Below are 19,237 nucleotides of genomic sequence, written 5' to 3'. Positions count from 1 at the left end.
CGATAACTCTTTTCTCTTGCAAGTATTATTTGCTAAATAAATTTTGTGCCGGTTAATTGGGATTATGAGCTTCCAAATAATCATAAATCAAGCCTGTATCAGGAAATTTTTTGCAAAGGGTAATTTGTCTTAGCTTTTGACCCTAAAACTTCAGGTTGTTGATAAATGTCAACAAAACAGCATTTTACGTATTTTTAAAGGGTTTAATGAATAAAGTGAACGGCTAATATGGCCGCAGCCCGACATACTTTTGTGTCAACAAACAAACCGTTTTACGTCACATCCCGAAAGTATTGAAAAGGCGCTCTTGTCTATCCTTCCTGGTATTTGTGTTTTGCTGTATGCCTGTATATTTATATGCACAGTGTGAAAATACAGCACGGACTTATGCTAACTTTCAAGGTTCATATATTGATGGGCTGGGCATTTTAGGTGCAAATTTATATGGTAGTATTGCTGATGCGCCAAATGCTGTTAATGGGCAGGTTAAAGATGCGTCAACACTATCGGTTCCGATAGGACTTTTGAACCTTACAGGTTCGGCCACACAGTTTCTCGAATTTACTACTGATGGTACCAATGCAGGCAAACGAACCATTGCTGCAAATACGCCTGTAACGGTTAAACTGGCATTACCAAAAGAATTGTTGGGGCTTTTGAGCAGCTTTGAGATTGGGAGTTTTACTGATCTGCATGCCGTTGCTGGGAGCAAGCCCTTAATCGGTTACGGATACGATCCGGGTTACGACGCAACAAGGAATCCGATTTATACCTCAGCAAACATTGCCGGCGTAATAGGCGGAGGGGGAGAAGTAGAAATTACGGTAACACCTACACAGGATTTTAACGGAATCTATGTCAAAATTGCCGGGGCGGTACTCTCTACAGCTTTATCGATGAAAGTATTCCATGCCTATATCATGGAGCTAAGCACAGGTTCGATTAACTGTGATGAAACCATTGATGTGCTTTCGGGGGTAAAACCAACACCGCTTGGGGGGATTGCTAACTTAACGGGTACGGTGAGCAATCCGTTTAATGCAATTGATGCAGATCCCAATAGTTTTGCCCTGATTGATGTGGGGGCTTCTATCCTGAATCAGGTTTATCTGACAACCGTTTTCAACAAACCTTCGCAACCTGCAGATTCTGTAACCATTGTGCTCGAAAATCCGGGCGGGGGACTTTTAAATCTTAGCCTTTTAACAGGTTTTACCATACAGCCCTATTTAAATGGAGCAAAAGCAGGACCTGCTTTTGATAATACCGGAACTTTTTTGAGCCTAAATTTATTCCCCGGGTCATCCAGCAAATACACCTTAACTTTTCCTGTAACAGATGTGTACGATCGTTTAGAAATTTCGATGGGTGGGCTTACGGGTGCATTTAGCCGTTTAAGGATTTATGATATCAAACGTAAACTTGCAAAGCCGAGAACATTGGTAGATCCCTCAACAACAGATGAGAAAACCATCTGTGAGGGTGGAACGGCAAGTTTTTCTGTTCAAAATGCACAAGCCTGTACCGAATATAAATGGTACGATGCCGAAACAGGAGGTACATTATTAAGTACAGGGTTAACCTATACGCCGCCATCAACCCTTGCTGCCGGCGAATATAATTATTACGTTCAGGCAAGCAGAACATATTGTATCACTGCTGTATCAGAAAGATTGAGGGTAAAGCTAAAAGTTAATCCTTTGCCAACACTTGCTGTTCCGGGAGCAACAATCTGTAGCGGTTCTGCAACAACGCTTGCGGTTACCAGTCCTGATGCGGGTTTTACCTACAACTGGTATGTATCGTCTTCCGGTGGTACGCCATTTAATGTGGGTACAACTTATACCACGCCAGCCCTTATCGCTACCACAACTTATTATGTTGAAGCTGTAAATACCCTAACGGGATGTAAAAATGCAGGTGGCGCTAAGGCTGTAGAGGTTAAAGTAAAACAATATGCACCTGTACCTGCTATTGTTGGTTCGGCAACCATGTGTGCTGGAACAAGTTTAACCTTTACCAATGCCTATCCGGGTGGTACATGGAGCAGTAGTGATGCGGCTATTGCAACAGTAAATGCTGCGGGTTTGGTTACAGCCGCTGCTGCAGGTAATGCGGTAATCAGCTACACAGTTGCCGACGACGCTACTTACTGCGGGCAAAAGGTTGATTTTAATTTAACCGTAAATCCGCAACCCAATTTAACCCTTGGCCCCGATCCGGGAATATGCGAGGGCCTGAGCTCAACAAAGCTTACCTATACCAATCCGGTTTTCGATCCCATTAGCTACAGCATTTCGTGGCTTGGGGGAGTACTTCCCGCTGTTTCGAACCAAACTTTGCCGGCAAACGAAATTACCATCAATATACCCGCTACTACACCCGTTGGCGTGTACCAGGGGAATTTAACCATTAAAAATGCAAATGGCTGCGAGCGCACCATCCCTTTCAGTTTTAGGGTAAAGCTTGTACCGCACAAACCAACAGTATCTATTAATTAAAAAAGAAATAAATCATTCATCCCTAACAAATTAAAGCCATGACAAAAAAAACTACAAAAAACTATTTAAGGATCTTTGCATTCCTGATGTTCTTATTGCCGATTGGTGCATTTGCACAAACCACACCAAATGTATACCTGTGCGGAACAGGTACGGTAAAACTTACGCCAGCATTTACCGGATATACACCAGTGGCCGGTGATAAAATTATCTGGACGGTTGATGGTACTGCTCAAGGCCCTGTAACTTACAATGTAGCAGCAGATGCCATTTTTAATGTGCCTGCCACATTAACTGCCGGAACGCACACGTACTCCGTTCAGGTAATACCGGCTGATGCAAATCTTTGTCCGAGTGATGCATCGGATAATACTGTTGTAGAAAAGCTTCCTCCTCCTGCCATTACAGTGAATGCCCCAGGAAGTGTTTACTGTACCGATCAAACCGCTTCTACTGTAATTACAGCAAGTAAAGATGCAGGTCTTACTTTGCCGGCTGGCGTTTCTTTGGTTTACACCTGGACAGCAACCAAAGGTGGTGTAGCGGTGAGCGATCCTACAACCTTAGGAGCCGTTTCGGGAACCAATAACGAACTATTTACTTTAAAAGCAGGAGTTGCACCAGAAGCCTATGTATTTACTGCAGAGGGTAAATATGCAGTTGGTTCTGCGCTTATTGTGCCTTCTACAAGTTGTACCGCTACAGCTTCAAAAGCCATTACGGTTACTGTTAAACCAGGCAAAGCAACAATTGCTGTAGCACCTTAAGTTATAAAGTTTAACCGCCATGGTGTTTAGCAGGTTAGGGATAATTGTGTTTAGCGTGCTGCTGCTCCCAGCGGTAGCATGCTTTGCGCAATCTAACAATCCCAATGTGCTTAACCTCAAACCGGGCGTTACGGTTAAACTCAGGGCCAACGGTACAGGGGCAACCTCTTACCAGTGGTTCAGGAATGGTGATGCTATTTTTGGTGCTACCCAACAGGATTATGTGGTAAGCACCGCAGGAAAATATACCGTGATTACTTTTAGCCTTGGCGGCTGCAGTTCCGATCTTTCAGAAGAAATGGAGGTGATTATGGAATCGGTTATCTCAGCTGATGTTTCCATCCTAAAAAGATCAGAGAACAGACAGGTAATCAATACCGAAGTTTTTAAATATAATTTATTGGTGCGCAATAATGGCCTCGGGATGGCCACCAATGTACAGGTGAAGGATGATCTTCCTGAAAACCTGACATTTGTAAGCGTTGATCCCACCATTGTAGGTACTGCAAGTTATAACGAACAAACCCGAACGGTTTCGTGGGCCATACCTTCGTTGGCCAATGGCAGTTTTGTTGAGCTGGTTGTTAACGTTAGGGCCATGAAACCTGGTAATGTAGTGAATAGTGCCACGGTTACCATCAATGAACCCGATCCTGATCTATCGAACAATACCTCGGTTGATACCAAGGAAATTACCGGACTTAAAATCCCGAACGTATTTACGCCGAACGGCGATGGTAAAAACGAAACTTTTTCTATCGAACGCCTCGATCGTTACATCGAAAACCAGCTAACCATTATTAACCGCTGGGGGAGTACGGTATATGAGAAAAATGGTTATTTAAACGATTGGACCGCCAACGGCCTGGTAGATGGAACGTATTTCTACATACTTAAGGTAAAAGCTACCAATGGGCAGTGGCAGGAATTTAAAGGTTATGTTACCGTGATCAGATAGATGAAAGTTAAAAGGTGAGGATATGAAAAAGATAATTTTAACGGCATTATTTAATTTAATCTGTTTGTGTTTGTTCGCCCAGCAAAACGCACAGTTCGGGCAATATGTGTTCAATGGTTTATATATTAATCCGGCCTATGCAGGTTATAAAGAAGAACTTTACATGCAGGCTTTTGTTAGGGCACAGTGGGCCGGTATACAGGGTGCACCGCAAACGCTTTCTATATCTGTTGATGAGGCCGTTAAAGAAGAAAGTCTCGGTTTGGGCCTTTTGGTAACTAAAGATAAGATCGGTGCGCAAACCTCGCTCAATTTATCCGGTAATTTTGCTTACCGAATTAAACTCGACCGTACCGAAACCAATGTACTTGCATTTGGGATCGGACTAGGCGTATTGCAGATGGGGCTTAACGGCAGCTTATTAGACCCAAGCGAAATAAACGACAACCGGATCCCTACGGGTTACGAAAGCCGGATTGTTCCCGATATAAGGGCAGGAGTACATTACTCCAACGAAAAATTTTTTGTAGGTTTTTCAGCCAATAACCTGCTTACGCAATATCTTCCTGTTTTTAGGGATAATAATTTACTCAGCATTACCGCGAAACCGCATTTTTACCTCACTGCGGGTATGGTATTTCCGGTGAATAACGATTTTATGTTCAAACCAACGTTTCTGATCAAAGATGACCTGAACGGACCAACATCGTTAGACCTGAATGCTTTTTTAATGATCAAAGAAAAGCTCTGGTTGGGCGGAGTGTACAGAACATCTGTTAAGCTCTATCCAAAACCCGATCTGCAGGCTGATTTAAGGGCGAGGAGCGCTATTGGTTTAATTGCTGAATTCTTTGTGCGCGAAAACCTGAGGATTGGCTATGGTTACGATTATAGTTTAAATAAATTGGGTAGCTATGATTATGGTTCGCACGAAATATCAATAGGATATTACCTGCAAACAGCTAAAAGCAGAAGACCTAAATGCTACTTCTAACGGTAGTCTCCTGAAAATCGTATAAATATTCCTAATTTGTTTGCTTTTTGTTTGTGGTTGCATGTTTTCTTAACATGGATTACATGAGCGTTGATTAGTTTTGTGTTGGTTGAAAAATGAATAAAATGAATGTTCGAAAAACCGTTCGTTCCATTTTTACGTAACCAAACATAACCCTGAATTTTTGCTCTCCCAAACAAATTGAAGCGGTTTTTTTGTCTATTCTTATTCTTGGGACTGTTTTTGGTCCTCTCAGGGCCTTTGTATGCACAGTTGTGTACGAATCAAAGCCGCGTATACGCTAGTTTTCAGGATTCGCAGATTATCCGGGGATTGGGAGCATCTGCCAGCCTAACCAATGGATCAAAAGCAGCTGATTCAGATCCGTCAACAGCTTCTACATCTTCTATCAATAGTTTGTTGAGTACATCATCCGTTACACAGTTTCTGGAGTTTAGTACAGATGGTACCGATTTGGGTAAACGTCTGATTCCTGCAAATAAAACTGTGATAGTAAAAGTATCCAGTCCTGCAGCTGCTTTAAGTCTGTCAGGAACAATCGAAATCGGAACTTTTACCAATTTTGATACGAATACCAAAGCAGCTACGCGTACAGCATTATATTCCAATCCAATAGCAGGTGTATTGGGCGGTGGAAGAGCAATCGAACTTTTTTTAACTCCTGCCCAGGCCTATAATGGTGTTTATATTAAGGTTACGGCAGCGGCTTCTCTGGGGGTATCGGCAGAGATATACGGAGCCTATATTTTAGAAGATAACCCTTTGGATATCGAATGTGATAAAGGTATTGATGTATTGGCAGGGGTAAACGGTGCCGGCATTCTCAATGCTACAGCTTCGGTAAGTAATCCGTATGCTGCTATAGATGCTGATCCTGCTTACGCCACTTATGCAACCATTAACACCGGGCTTCAGGCTGCCAATGAGGCATTTATAACAGCAATATTTGCTAAAGAAAGTCAACCGCTCGACTCTATTAAAATTGTTTACGATGGTGGCGGAGGCCTAAGCTTGTTCAGTGGTTTCACCATTCAGCCTTACCTGGGAAATGCTACAGCGGGTGGCGCTTTTAATAATGGTAATGTAACGGTTAAACCGATTGCTGGTACCACTAAGTATGAGGTTTCTTTTCCGGTATCGGCAGTTTTCGACCGTGTAAAAATATCATGGGGAGGTGTATTGGCGATTGGTGCCGAACTCCATATTTATAATGTAACCAAGGTAATCCCCAAGCCCATACCGTTGATTAACGGGCAACAGCTTTATGCCGGTAATGTATGTTCGGGCCAGGGCACTATTCTATCTATTGATAACCTGCAGGATTGTACTACCTATAAATGGTACGCTGATAAAAATACTCCCACGCCACTATTTACCGGCAGTTCTTATAATTTGGGTGTATTACCTGTTGGCGATTACGTTTATTATGTAGAATCGAGGCGTAATAATTGTATTTCCTCTATTTCCGAACGGGTAAAAGTAACGTTAAAGGTTAATCCTCTGCCAACTGTTTCGGTTACCAATGTAATTTCGTGCAGTGGCTCAGCTGTAAATCTTTCGGTCGATAATCCACTTCCGGGTATCACTTATAAATGGTACGATGCGGTTACCGGCGGGAACTTAAAACAAACCGGTACCACTTATACAACACCTGCGCTTACTGCAAACACAACTTATTATGTTGAGGCGGTAAACCAAATCACAGGCTGCGTAAGTGCCAGCCGTGCAGCGCTTGCCATCCAGGTAAAGCCGATTGCCACTGTAGGCACAACAACAGGCATCAATAAAATCTGTATTGGTTCTTCCACTACTTTAAATAATGTAAATCCTGGCGGCACATGGTTAAGTACCAATCCGCTTATTGCGATGGTAAATGCAGGTACAGGAGAAGTAACTGGAGTTGCTGCCGGAACAACAGTAATTAGGTATACTATTCCCGATGGACCAGCTGTTTGTACAAATTCTACCGATTTTAATTTAACCGTTGCAGCACCTCCAGGTTTAACATTAGGGGCAGCGCCCGAAATCTGCTCAGGTTTTACCAGTTCATCATTAAGTTATAACAATCCTTTAAATAATCCAACAACTTACAGCATCAGTTGGAACACTGCCGGATTTACAGCAATAAATAATCAGGCTTTACCGCCTGGAAATATACCTTTTACGGTTCCTTTTGATGCCGCAACAGGAACGCATTCAGGTATCCTAACCATCAAAAATGCCGATGGTTGCAGTACCCAGATCAATTTCACAATTAAAATAAACCCAAAACCGGCAGCGCCACATGTGCTGTTGCCCATAACATCTCAATATTAAAAAATTAAACAAACTAAAAAACAATTCCCCATGAACAGTACAATTAAAAAGAGCTTATTCGTAATCGCATTATTGCTGATATGTAACTTCTTACGCGTTTCGGCACAGGTTACCGTTACACCAACCACTACAGGCGTTAACTTATTCTGTAAAGGTTCCGATCTTACCTTGCCTGCACCAGCCCCAGGCCAAAACTGGATTGTAAGATACAGTGCTACACAAACCACAACACCACCAGACTTAATTACTTTAACCGGTGGGAACCAGATTCCCGCTGCCATTTTAAAAAATGGATTTTATTATTTAAGCTCGAAAGCTACTGCCGCAGGATCCTGCGAGTCAGACATGCAGGAAATCCCGGTTTATGTACTTCAGCCATTGGTGCCCAATTTTGCCGCGGCCGATTTTTGTGTGGAAACACCGATTGCCCAGATTGGAACAATTACCAATCCCGAAGATCCTACCATTACCAGTTTAGCTTATCAATGGTATACTGTTGTTGGTACAGCCGAAACCGCAATTGCCGGTGCAACCCAAAAAGATTATACACCGGTTTCGCCTACAGTGGGTACTACAAAATACCGCTTAAAAGTAGGTTACGAAATTAACGGCAATAAATATTGTGCACAAACGGTAGATCATGATGTAACGGTAACGCCTAAACCAACCAAACCAACCATTACACCTGCGTTGATTTCTGGAAAAGCTACCCCGGTTACTTTTTAATATCGTTTAATCCATTTTTCCTGTTTGTAAATCTGTAAATGAGGCTTAGGTTTTATACCTTCCTGTTTATGGCTTTTCTATTATTTTCATCTATAATAGGATTTAGCCAGACCGTACCCAATGGGCGGCCGAAAATCACGATCAAAAAAGGATCGGCGGTTTCGTTGCGCGCAAATTCGGTGGGGGCTTCCTCGTACATCTGGTACAAGGATGGGAAGCGTGTGCCCGGCCAGACCAAACAGGAACTCGTTACCGCAACAGCAGGAATTTATAAGGTTACCGCAATAAACCGTTTAGACTGCGAGTCTGAATCTTCTGATGAGATAGAAGTAGAGGTAATCAGTACACCTGTGGCTGATGTAGCCATCACCAAGCGCTCGGAAACCAAAAATGTACTGAGTAACCAGGTGTTTGATTACTACCTGGATGTACGGAATAACGGTACAGATGATGCCACATTCGTAAAAGTGAAGGATGTTTTACCAGATAACCTCATTTTCGAAAGTTTGGCCCAGCCAACAGATGGAACTGCCATTTACGATCCGGCTACAAGAACTATTCAATGGGGGATAGATCTTTTGGGCAATGGAAAATTTGCAGAGCTTGTGGTGCATGTAAGGGCAAAACAACCTGGCATGGTAAGCAATACCGCAACTGTAACGGCAACCGAAAATGATCCCGTGTTATCAAATAATACTTCAACCGATTTGAAAGAGATTTCGGGTTTAAGGATACCAAATGTATTTACACCCAATGGGGATGGGAAAAACGATACATTTTATCTCGAAAACCTCGAATCTTTTGAGTTTAATGAAGTAACGGTAATCAATAGGTGGGGAAGTACGGTATATCAATCAAACAAATACCTCAATAACTGGACCGCGCCTGGATTAAGTGATGGGACTTATTTCTATGTGGTTAAGGTGAAAAATGGTAATACCGATTGGCTTGAATATAAAGGTTATATCACCATTATTAGGTAAATACAATTAAACTGATATGATGAGCTTAAAAAAAGTCGTTCTTGTTTTTATGGTCTGCATGGCGTTTTTTAAACTTCATGCCCAACAGAATGCGCAGTTTGGTCAGTATGTTTTTAACGGGATGTATATCAATCCCGCATATACCGGCTACAAAGAGGAGCTTTATCTGCAGGCCTTCGCACGGGCACAATGGACCGGCGTTAAAGGTGCACCGCAAACCCTGTCTATTTCGGCTGATGAAGCCATTAATGACGAAAGTTTGGGTATAGGCGCCATCATTACCAAAGATAAAATCGGGGCGCAGAGTGCTTTAAATGCCTCAGCGAATTTTGCCTACCGCATAAAGTTAGATCGTACTGAGACAAATATCCTCGCCTTTGGTCTGGGCGTGGGAGTAATACAAACCAGTTTAAATGGCAACCTGCTCGACCCGATTGAACAGGGCGATAGCCGTATTCCAACAGGGAATGTAAGCCAAGTGATGCCTGATATCCGGGCCGGCATCCATTACTCTAATGAGAAATTTTTTATTGGTTTTTCTGCCGATAATCTTTTGTCTAAATCCTTGTCGGTTTTTAACGATTATAGCCTGCTTAATGTTAAAGTGCAGCCACATTTTTATTTAACCTCTGGTTTTGCGCTGCCATTGAATGATGAATTTGTTTTTAAGCCAACTTTTTTGATCAAAGATGACCTGCACGGACCTACTTCATTGGATCTGAATGCTTTTTTACTGGTAAAGGAACGTTTTTGGCTCGGAGCTGTTTACCGTACTTCTGTTAAAATATATCCAAAGCGAAACCTGGATAACAACCTGCGCGATCGTGCAGCCATTGGTTTTATCAGCGAATTATTTATCCGGCAGAACCTGCGTATCGGTTATGCTTATGATTATAGTTTAAATAAACTGGCTAATTATGATTACGGTTCGCATGAGGTTTCGGTTGGTTATTACCTGGTTACCAAAAAAAGCAGGCGGCCGAAATGTTACTTTTAATTTAGCACTTTTAGGGGTACTCTGTGTGGTTGTTTGATTAATCAGTGTGAACTAAACAAATCAACGGTATCCATGGTTCAGTTTATAATATCAATTTATTATGAATGTGCCAGTTAACCGGATTGTAGATCAGGATTCCAGTCTAAAAGTTTGGTTATCAAACGAGGAAATCTTTTTTGATCAGCTGAGAAATCAGGATGGCAAAGCATTCAAATTGCTGTACAAACAATACGCTGCGGCCATTTATGGTGCGATTATCAGGAAAGTAAATGACGAGGAAAAGGCAAAATTGATTTTGGATCAGACCTTTTGCGAAGTATGGAAATCTTTCGATCTTTATGATGCAACAAAGTTGCGTATTTTTAGCTGGATTTATCAGATCACGCTCCAAAACATCAGGAAAACTACCGTTTAATAAGTTTTTAACAGCACAATCGTCTCAATAATCTACTTTATTTTCAAGTTTCAGTTGGATTTGCTATAATTAAAGGTCTAAAGTCTATCCCTATATTGTATGCTTGAATCCCGAAAGGTATTTTTAGTGAATGCTGTATTGAATTATTTCAGCAGTTTGAGCCCGATAACGCCGGGTTTTATTCAGGAAATCGAAAAAAATGTTCAGCCTATACAGGTTAAAAAGAACAAGTATATTCTTTCGCCGATTGATAATAACGACGATGTTTTTTTTGTGGTAAACAGTCTGGTAAGAGGTTTTATCAAAGATGATGGTAAAGAAATCACTACCTGGATTAGTTTGGGAAACGAATTTATCGGGGCTATACAGCATCCGGATGAGAGTATTCAGCCATCTATTGAATATTTGCAGGCGCTCGAAAATTCCGAACTCGTACCCATTCCCCGTGCTTTGATTGATAAGTTATACGCTATCCATCCCGAAACCAATGTAATCGGGCGGAAAATCCTGGCATTGCAATACCACGCTGCATCAGAAAGATCGATACTCGCCCGTATTCCTTCTGCAGAACGTCGCTATGAAAAATTTCTGGAATTAAATTCTTTTGATGTGTCAAAAGTTCCGTTGCGCTGTATTGCCAGTTATCTGGGTATGCGCCTCGAAACACTGAGTCGCATACGCAGTAAATTGGTAAAGGAATTGGTGTGAGGTTAATATCATTGTTTGGTCTACGCTGCACATCGCTACATTTGACATTATTTAATGATCTATTATCTGGCGTCATCTCGACCGAAACGCAGTGTAGCGGAGAGATCTATCTCGAAATAGATTTAGCTTCGCTGAGCAATTCGTTTCTCGACTGCTTTACCCCCGATAGTTATCTGGGCCGCTGGAAATGACAGTATTTTTTGATATCGAACGCATTAATTCCTCTGTGTTCATATCGATTTTTATCCAAAACTATCCCTCTAAATGAAGGTAACTCATGCGGGTTATGTATTTAAACCTTATTTGTATTATATTTATAGTATGGAAATACTACTTGAACTATTGTTTATTTTACTTTGCCTCCCATGGAAAAAGATGGGGAAATGGCTTGAATTTGAGAAATAACACAAACTGTTATGAACGAGGCGCTCTGGGATAAGATCATTCAATTTAATCCCGATCATCCATCGGGCGAATATTCTTTTTCGGTCAGATTGGCCAGTGAGAACCGCTGGACAAGAGATTTTACCGAAAAGGCCATTCTGGAGTATAAAAAATTTATGTACCTCGCGGCCACTTCTGACGTGATGGTTTCGCCTGCTGCAATTGTTGATATCGTTTGGCACCAGCACCTCATTTTTAGCCAATCTTACCACGATTTCTGTTCCCTGCTCGGTAAAGTTATCCAACATGTTCCCTCTACGCACAATAAAGCAGAATTTGAGCGGTTTAAAAGAGCAGCAGATCAAACCCAAAAACTTTATGGTGCCAATTTTGGCGAACAACCCGGAGATATTTGGCAGAACGATACCATGCTGGGCAGTTTAAAACTTAAACCGGCTAAAATTACCGCGGACCTTTTTGCGCTTTATGGTGTAGTAGCTTTTATTTTACTGATTGTCCCTTTTTATTACCTGCTCAAACCGCTTTATATCCATATCGATAATCCATATTTTATTTTGGGTTTGCTTGGATTAATACTTCCTGCTTATGTTATTCTTAATTTATATACAAAGAATAGGTTTAAACAGCTGGCCGGCAGTTTTAATAAGGAGGCCTTTATTTACCATCTTCAACCATTCGAACTGGTTTATCTTAAAAGCGGAAAATTGGATGATGTTATCAATGGAACAATAAGCGAACTGATAAACGATGGTATAATAAGTGTTGGATCAGATCAGCGGGTGCGTATTTCAAATGGAAACGATCGTCTTTCCGGTGAACAACTTCAGGTAATTACGGTTTTAAAAGACCATGGCAATATTTTTTATCGCGAGCTGCTCCAGAGATTGCGGGCTAAATCTATTTTTACTAATACCGCAAGGAGCATGGACCAATTGAAGTGGTATTTGAATCAATCACAGCCATTTGCAAAGCTGTTTTATCTTAATTTTACAGTTTTTGCTGCCCTAATCATGTTTTCGTTGATTCGTCTTATTACAGGTATTTCGAGGGATAAGCCTGTTGTTGAAATCGCAATTTTACTGGGGCTTCTGCTCATTTTTACAATAAACTACCTCTATAAACTCAATCAGCAGTTTTTTAGTCTTGCCATCCCAAATCTTTATAAACAAACTATTCTACCGGCAATAAAAGAAAACCGCGATTGGCGTTGGGACTATTTTCTATATGGTTCGGCCGTATTATCAGTCAGTTTGATTCCTTTGGCTAACGCTGAAAGAAATAGGGGCGGCGATAGCGGAGGAGGGGCCAGTTCCTGCGGTTCATCATGTGGAAGTTCGTGCGGTAGCTGTGGCGGCTGTGGTGGCGATTAACCAAAAAATATTTGCAGTAAATTAAAATCTTCATCAAATCTTAATCTTTCTGCCGTAATATTGTAGGCATAAGGGGTGAGAGCCTTATATCAACTTCATAGTTGAGAGCGTTAATTTAGATAGAGGGTGTAGCCAGCGGCTACATCCTTTTTTTATTTGGTGGGTTTCATTATGCCAATGTCAGGTTTTCCTCTTCCAGTTGTTTTAACAAAGCCGGTACCTCATTCCAATGGTTGATGCGTTGGTGGTGATCTTTATCCACATTGTGGAACGCAGTAAACATTAAGGGCTTTCCTTTACAGAAATCGAGGTTTTTACAATGATCGTCGATTAAATAATCGGTATCTATAATACTTTTATCGCCACAGAAGATAATATTTCTCCAGCCGATAAAAGGGAAATGTTCGGCCAGCCATTCGTGTTTTTCGAAAAGTGATAAGGGGAATTCCATTGCGGCCGAAACGATGTAGATCTCATAATCTTCCATTAGCTGTTTCACCGTTTCAATTGCGCCCTCCATAACCGGTAAATTTCTGAAAAAACCTACCCTGTTGCAGATATTCATTACTACGGCCCTATCCGGAAAAAGTTCTTCTTCCTGTTTGCCTTTAATATCATTACGTGTAAGTAAAATGCCTGTTTCTGTATAGTAGGTTTGTAATATGTGATCTTCAATGTCGGCCAGTACGCCATCCATATCAATGCCTATTGTCTTTTTCATGGTTTGCTATATTTTGCAACAAAAGTATTTAATATTGCAATATATTGCAAATTTAAATTCGAATAAATTCTTATATTTGCAATATATTGCATTTTTATGGTAAAGGAAGAGCGTTTACAGATCATAATAGATAACATCGAAAAAGACAGTAAGGTAAGGCTGGATGAATTGAGTACATTGCTGAATGTATCGGAAGATACCGTACGGCGCGATATTAAGGAACTCGATTCGCAAGGACTGCTGCGTGCCGTTAGGGGTGGTGCAATTTCCCATTCGCCTGTTCCGCAGCACTACAGGGAGCGCGAAAAATACAATCAGCAGCATAAGCAGGTTATCGCAAATAAAGCTTTACAGTTTTTGAAAGATGGCCAGGTGGTGTTTTTTGATGGAGGTACTTCCGTTGTTGCCCTTGCTGCTGCATTGCCAAAAGATTTAAAAATTACCATCATTACGAATAGTTTTCCGGTGGCTAACATTTTGGAAGACCATCCGAGCGCCGAAGTGATATTTGCCGGTGGAAGATTGCATAAAACTGCATTTACCACCATGGGGCAGGATACTGTTGATACCTTTAGAAAAGTGAGGGCCGATATCTGTGTGCTCGGCATCTGCAGTTTGCATCATAGCATGGGCATTACCTCCATTATCTATGAAGATGCCCAGCTGAATAACGCCATGATCATGCAGGCACAGAAAACCATTGCGCTCTCGGCGCTCGAAAAAATAAATACCGTTGAACCTTATTATGTTTGTCCGGTTACCGATGTAGATGTAATCATCACCGAAACCGACCCTGCAGATGTCGCATTGGCACCTTACAGGCATTTGGGTATTGAAGTGGTTTGATGATTTTTTTTATACCTTCATTAAATGAAAAATGCTCCGCTCATTCTTTTGGTTTTAATTGCCCTATGCTCATATAAGGGCTATACGCAGATTAAAACCAGCATATCCACAGTAGCTGTTCCTCAACCTGATTACGAAAGTACTTTGCCCAGCTATACAAAAGATGGGCTTAGGGGATTTTATAGATATTTAAGTGCTGAAGTAACGCCTTTGATGAGCAAGGAGGGTTTTAAAAACAGTGGTTATCCGCCAACTAAATTAAAAATGCTGTTGCTTATCAACGAACAGGGAAACATCACTGATGTTGGTTTTCCTGACGAAAGCCTCACCAAAGCCTGTGAAGCTAAAATAAAAGCTAAATTTTTTAAATTAAAAGGCTGGAAAGCGCCGGTTGTTAATGGTAAAGCGATTAAAAGTACTTTTCTCTGCAGTATCAATTGTATTTTGTGGCAATGATGTTTGCATTTTTTTTATTCAAAAAAAAACATATTTAATTAATTGTATAGAATGGATCGATTGCTAATCGCAACAATGCTACTATTATGCGCTTGTTTCGGGGAAATAACACACGACCCCACAAAAAGTAGCGTAGTAAGGTTTACAGAAAAAGAAATATTGGAACAACTCGATCTGTCATTTAAAGACATTCCGGATAAATATTATCCTGCAGGAAAACATGGTGATATTAAATATAACTTTTTCCTTGATCTTGAACACGGTTATTTCAATACGGCAGGCAACAGGATCCATTTATTTGCCGATGACAAACGTTGGGCGGTAGTTTTTGAAAAAAGCGGTTATCAAAATCGCGCAACTGCTGCTTCGATAGAACTCGATTACATTGGGAACTGCATCAATTATTCTGTTGAAAAATTTGAGGAAACAACCTATATCAGCAATACGGCAGACATAACACTCATTGATTCCGATGAATTTGCAAGAATTGAAGACAAGGAAGGTAAAGAAAGCTTCGAAATAATTGCCAGGGATATAAAGGAAATTAAGGTCCGCGATAAAATTGTGCCATTTAACAATAATTACCTCGACTATGAAAAGCTGGGCATTAAGGTTAAAGAATATGATAATCCTAATAAATTGATCGGTTTCCCAGATTTTATAAGGTACCTGCACGAAACGGACCCCGAATTGATCAGTGCAACAGACAATGATATCCGTCAGCATATCCCAAAAGATATTCCCAAATTAATGACAATAGACAAATTTCACTACTCAAGCCATTACGATGATAAAGTATTACCGAGTGGGCAGGAGCTTTATAAATTGATTGCCAAGATTCTTGTAACAAGGGATACTGCGAATTGGAAACCGACCCAGAAGCCCAATAACAGCTGGAAAAATTGGGAATCTGGGAACTTGTAAACAAATAAATACCGTAAATGAAAATATGGCTTTTTATTAATGTAGAAGTAACGGATGTTGGTTTTCCTGATGAAAGCCTGATGTTAATGGTAAGTGCATCAAAAGTAATTTCTTTGTAGTATCAATTATATTTTATGGCAATGATTACATCTTTGCGATGTGTTAATTTGCTGATGGGATTAAAAACAAAAAATAATGACATTTTTATATACTGCCCGCGGTACTTATGATCAGTATTATAATCAGGAGGGTATGTTGTGGAATGATTATATCCAATGGGCCAGGTTACCGCATTTAACCGAGCTCGTTTCGCTTGATGGAATGTTGAATGAGGTATTGGTGAAGCCGGATTACAATGACGCAACGGATTGGGATTTTATTCATATCTCTGATCTCTATCAAACAGATCTGTTTACAACGGTTGATTATGTTTTTAAACGGATGATACCAGGTGGTAAATTTAATTTGCTTGCTGTGGTTGTAGAGCCAGATAAACCATGTAACGATATTCCGGTGGATGGATACGAGTTTGTTGGTTATGAATTATTGGATCAGGATTTTAGTATCAGTGCCCTAACCAATTGTGGTGGTTTTGATGAATCATTTTTGCCCTCTGATTTAAATGCTAAAGGCTTGATCGATAATTTTGAAAAAGCTTATGAGATTAAAAAACTGCTTATTGAAAATAATCCAGAAGAGCATCATGCAGATACCAATGTAATTGCAGTTTGGAGGCATAAAATAATCGGAAGATAAACTGGTTAGGTGAAAAAGTAATTAATTGGTAATTTGCATACTCTAAATTTTAATGCTCATCAATGTTAAATAGTTTTTTGCCATACCGTATCCTTCACGAACTCATATTAATTTACGCTTGCTGGAGTATTGGATTCTTCTTTTTTAGGAAAAACGAATTCATTTGCAAAGCCGATGTGGCTGTTACCTGGCTGATCAGGATAGTAGGAATCGCCTATTTTTTGCAGTTTCCTCTAATTTTAATACTGGGCTGGTTGTCAGGTAGTGAATATGAATCATACGCTTTTATAGGTCACAACTTTAGCCTGTTTTTGTTCGAAATTTTATTTTTTCTATTGGTATATCTGTTTTCCACACAAAGCCTTTGGTTCGTCTATTTCCGGAAAGCGAGATTTTGGCGTTTAGCTTTTGGGCTATTAATATTAACCGCAAACTTAATAAATGAGCTATTATTGTTATTTAGTGGTTTAGGAAAAGATATTATCCTTTCATCATGGGCCGTTTCTCTTCAATCGTCACCTTTACATATCGAATCGGTTGTTGTATTTTGTTTGGTAATAGGGTTGGGTTATTTTATCACCAGAAAAATTAATTGAATTATCGATTGTTTAATTATGAAGTAACATGAGTAGGCTTTCTTTGCTGGTTATAGGTAATCATTTAAAATGAAAAAAATAGGTATATGGTTATTGTTGTTATTTTTATCATTAACAGTTTATAGTCAATCAGATAAAGGAATGGATAGTAGATTTTTTACCAAAAAAGAGTTTAATAGTGGTTATTCTGAAGAAAAGTATGTTGCCACTAATGTTTATAAAAGAATGCTGAAGGATGGTTTTAAAGATTACGCCCTAGCAAAGTTTGATATAGACTTTATTTCAGACAGCTCGCAAAAGCTGGATACATTAAGTACTTTTTTGCAGGAGAATTATGATTTTAAATTCGAAAAACCCGTTCAGGATGATGATCACTGGATTTTAACGGGTACAGCCACCGCCTTGCCCTACACCGAAGAGGATTTAATGTTTTGGGTGATCGATTTATATTGTAAAGGTTATGAGTTTGATTGTAGGTTGGATGGTTATGGTGCATTATCGGATCCAGGCAGTTTAAGTTATCTCGAAGCCGACCCCGAAGTTCCTGTTGATTTTTATAATGAAGGTCTTAACGAAATTAACAAAAGAAACTTTGGTAAAGCGATCATCTATTTTTCGGTGGCAATAAAATCATCACCTAAAATGAAAGAAGCCTGGCAGGCCAGGGGTTATTGTAAAGAGATGATTTATAGTTATAAAGCTGCTCGGAGAGATTATGACAAAGCTTTAGAAATAGATCCTGATTATACTGATGCATTGTTGATCAGAGCCACCAATAAAGATGATGCCGGTGAATACGACGTGGCATTAATAGATTATAATCGTGTTATAGAGTTGGAGCCTGATAATGGCCTTGCATATTACAACAGGGGAAATACGAAATTTAATCTTGGCGATAAAAGTGGCGCCTGCATGGATTGGACAAAAGCGAAATCGCTTGGAGAAACAGATGCGCAAAAAAGAATCGATGCAGAATGTAAATAATTTAAAACATAAAGGCAAAAATCAGAATAAATGAAAATACAGGTAATCAGCGATCTGCATCACGAATTTGGTATTTCGGAATTGAGTTTCCAAAATGCGGATCTGGTTATTCTGGCTGGCGATATTAACCTTGGTACGAAAGGTATTGTGTGGATCAAAGAAAATATTCCTGATAAACCCGTAATTTATGTTTTAGGTAACCATGAATATTATAAAGGTACTTACCCAAATACCTTACGTAAAATAATAGAACTGTCTAAGGATTCAAATGTTCATGTATTGGAAAATAATTTTATGGAATTTGAAGGCATCAGGTTTCATGGAGCAACTTTATGGACCGATTTTTCCCTGTTTGGTAGTCCGGTAGAGTATGGGATCATTTGCCAGGGCAAGATGAATGATTATAAATTAATCAGGCGTGATCCATCTTATTCTAAGTTGAGGACAATCGATACCTATAAAATCCATCAGATTTCTACAAACTGGCTGCAAAATAGTCTTGCCGAATCAAAAGGCTATAAAAATGTGGTCATCACACATCATGCACCGAGTATAAAATCGCTTCCTGCATTGTGTAAAGCTGATCCCATATCTTCTGCATATGCTTCAAACCTTGAAGATATGATTGCAGAATACAAGCCTATGTATTGGATACATGGGCATATCCATACGCCTGTAAGGTATAAAATCGCTGAAACTGAAGTAATCTGTAATCCACATGGATATATCAGTGAAAAATATAATGGTTATACTAAAGAATTGATAATAGAAATATCTTAATAAATCATATCAA

Annotated in this window: 18 protein-coding genes; 17 read left to right on the top strand and 1 reads right to left on the bottom strand. The window is 40.1% G+C overall.

Features of this window, described 5'->3' with window-relative positions:
* Positions 1–341: 341 nt before the first annotated feature.
* From B2V92_RS20905 to B2V92_RS20855, 11 genes are all read left to right on the top strand, one after another.
* Positions 342–2,501 carry an immunoglobulin domain-containing protein gene (locus B2V92_RS20905; protein ID WP_293311915.1) on the top strand — a complete coding sequence of 720 codons (2,160 nt, stop codon included), beginning with the start codon at positions 342–344 and terminating at the stop codon, positions 2,499–2,501.
* Between the two features lie 38 nt (positions 2,502–2,539).
* Positions 2,540–3,268 carry a hypothetical protein gene (locus B2V92_RS20900; RefSeq protein ID WP_293311913.1) on the top strand — a complete coding sequence of 243 codons (729 nt, stop codon included), beginning with the start codon at positions 2,540–2,542 and terminating at the stop codon, positions 3,266–3,268.
* A 106-nt stretch (positions 3,269–3,374) separates the two neighbouring features.
* A complete protein-coding gene (locus B2V92_RS20895) occupies positions 3,375–4,226 on the top strand; it encodes a gliding motility-associated C-terminal domain-containing protein (protein WP_293311911.1) in 852 nt (283 codons plus the stop codon).
* 22 nt (positions 4,227–4,248) lie between these two features.
* A complete protein-coding gene (locus B2V92_RS20890) occupies positions 4,249–5,220 on the top strand; it encodes a PorP/SprF family type IX secretion system membrane protein (RefSeq protein WP_293311909.1) in 972 nt (323 codons plus the stop codon).
* A 273-nt stretch (positions 5,221–5,493) separates the two neighbouring features.
* Positions 5,494–7,557 (top strand): immunoglobulin domain-containing protein, encoded by a 2,064-nt coding sequence (locus tag B2V92_RS20885; RefSeq protein ID WP_293311907.1) that lies wholly within the window; start codon positions 5,494–5,496, stop codon positions 7,555–7,557.
* A 30-nt stretch (positions 7,558–7,587) separates the two neighbouring features.
* Complete coding sequence (locus B2V92_RS20880; RefSeq protein WP_293311905.1) at positions 7,588–8,283, top strand: hypothetical protein; 696 nt, start codon at positions 7,588–7,590, stop codon at positions 8,281–8,283.
* 68 nt (positions 8,284–8,351) lie between these two features.
* Positions 8,352–9,266, top strand: a complete 915-nt coding sequence (locus B2V92_RS20875; protein ID WP_293311903.1) for a gliding motility-associated C-terminal domain-containing protein — start codon at positions 8,352–8,354, stop codon at positions 9,264–9,266.
* A 16-nt stretch (positions 9,267–9,282) separates the two neighbouring features.
* Positions 9,283–10,263, top strand: coding sequence for a type IX secretion system membrane protein PorP/SprF (locus B2V92_RS20870; RefSeq protein ID WP_349681445.1), 981 nt, complete (start codon positions 9,283–9,285; stop codon positions 10,261–10,263).
* Between the two features lie 100 nt (positions 10,264–10,363).
* The gene (locus B2V92_RS20865; RefSeq protein WP_293311901.1) at positions 10,364–10,678 is read left to right on the top strand and encodes an RNA polymerase sigma factor; all 315 of its coding nucleotides are present in this window, start codon (positions 10,364–10,366) and stop codon (positions 10,676–10,678) included.
* A gap of 99 nt (positions 10,679–10,777) precedes the next feature.
* Positions 10,778–11,386 (top strand): Crp/Fnr family transcriptional regulator, encoded by a 609-nt coding sequence (locus tag B2V92_RS20860; RefSeq protein WP_293311899.1) that lies wholly within the window; start codon positions 10,778–10,780, stop codon positions 11,384–11,386.
* 416 nt (positions 11,387–11,802) lie between these two features.
* The gene (locus tag B2V92_RS20855; protein ID WP_293311897.1) at positions 11,803–13,161 is read left to right on the top strand and encodes a glycine-rich domain-containing protein; all 1,359 of its coding nucleotides are present in this window, start codon (positions 11,803–11,805) and stop codon (positions 13,159–13,161) included.
* Between the two features lie 169 nt (positions 13,162–13,330).
* Here B2V92_RS20855 and B2V92_RS20850 read toward each other — a convergent pair whose 3' ends face one another.
* Entirely contained in the window at positions 13,331–13,882 is a 552-nt protein-coding gene (locus B2V92_RS20850; protein ID WP_293311895.1) for a 5' nucleotidase, NT5C type, read from the bottom strand.
* Between the two features lie 96 nt (positions 13,883–13,978).
* Here B2V92_RS20850 and B2V92_RS20845 point away from each other — a divergent pair, with 96 nt between their 5' ends.
* From B2V92_RS20845 to B2V92_RS20820, 6 genes are all read left to right on the top strand, one after another.
* Entirely contained in the window at positions 13,979–14,728 is a 750-nt protein-coding gene (locus B2V92_RS20845) for a DeoR/GlpR family DNA-binding transcription regulator (RefSeq protein WP_293311893.1), read from the top strand.
* A gap of 24 nt (positions 14,729–14,752) precedes the next feature.
* Entirely contained in the window at positions 14,753–15,184 is a 432-nt protein-coding gene (locus B2V92_RS20840) for a hypothetical protein (protein WP_293311891.1), read from the top strand.
* Positions 15,185–15,259: 75 nt separating this feature from the next.
* Positions 15,260–16,108, top strand: coding sequence for a DUF7003 family protein (locus tag B2V92_RS20835; RefSeq protein WP_293311889.1), 849 nt, complete (start codon positions 15,260–15,262; stop codon positions 16,106–16,108).
* Positions 16,109–16,303: 195 nt separating this feature from the next.
* Positions 16,304–16,864 carry a hypothetical protein gene (locus B2V92_RS20830; RefSeq protein ID WP_293311887.1) on the top strand — a complete coding sequence of 187 codons (561 nt, stop codon included), beginning with the start codon at positions 16,304–16,306 and terminating at the stop codon, positions 16,862–16,864.
* 665 nt (positions 16,865–17,529) lie between these two features.
* Complete coding sequence (locus B2V92_RS20825) at positions 17,530–18,444, top strand: tetratricopeptide repeat protein (protein ID WP_293311885.1); 915 nt, start codon at positions 17,530–17,532, stop codon at positions 18,442–18,444.
* A gap of 30 nt (positions 18,445–18,474) precedes the next feature.
* Positions 18,475–19,224, top strand: a complete 750-nt coding sequence (locus B2V92_RS20820; protein WP_293311883.1) for a metallophosphoesterase — start codon at positions 18,475–18,477, stop codon at positions 19,222–19,224.
* The last annotated feature ends 13 nt before the right edge of the window (positions 19,225–19,237 follow it).

Origin of the sequence: Pedobacter sp. UBA5917 (assembly GCF_002432345.1) — a bacterium.
GTDB lineage: Bacteria > Bacteroidota > Bacteroidia > Sphingobacteriales > Sphingobacteriaceae > Pedobacter.
This window is presented reverse-complemented; position numbering and strand designations above follow the sequence as displayed.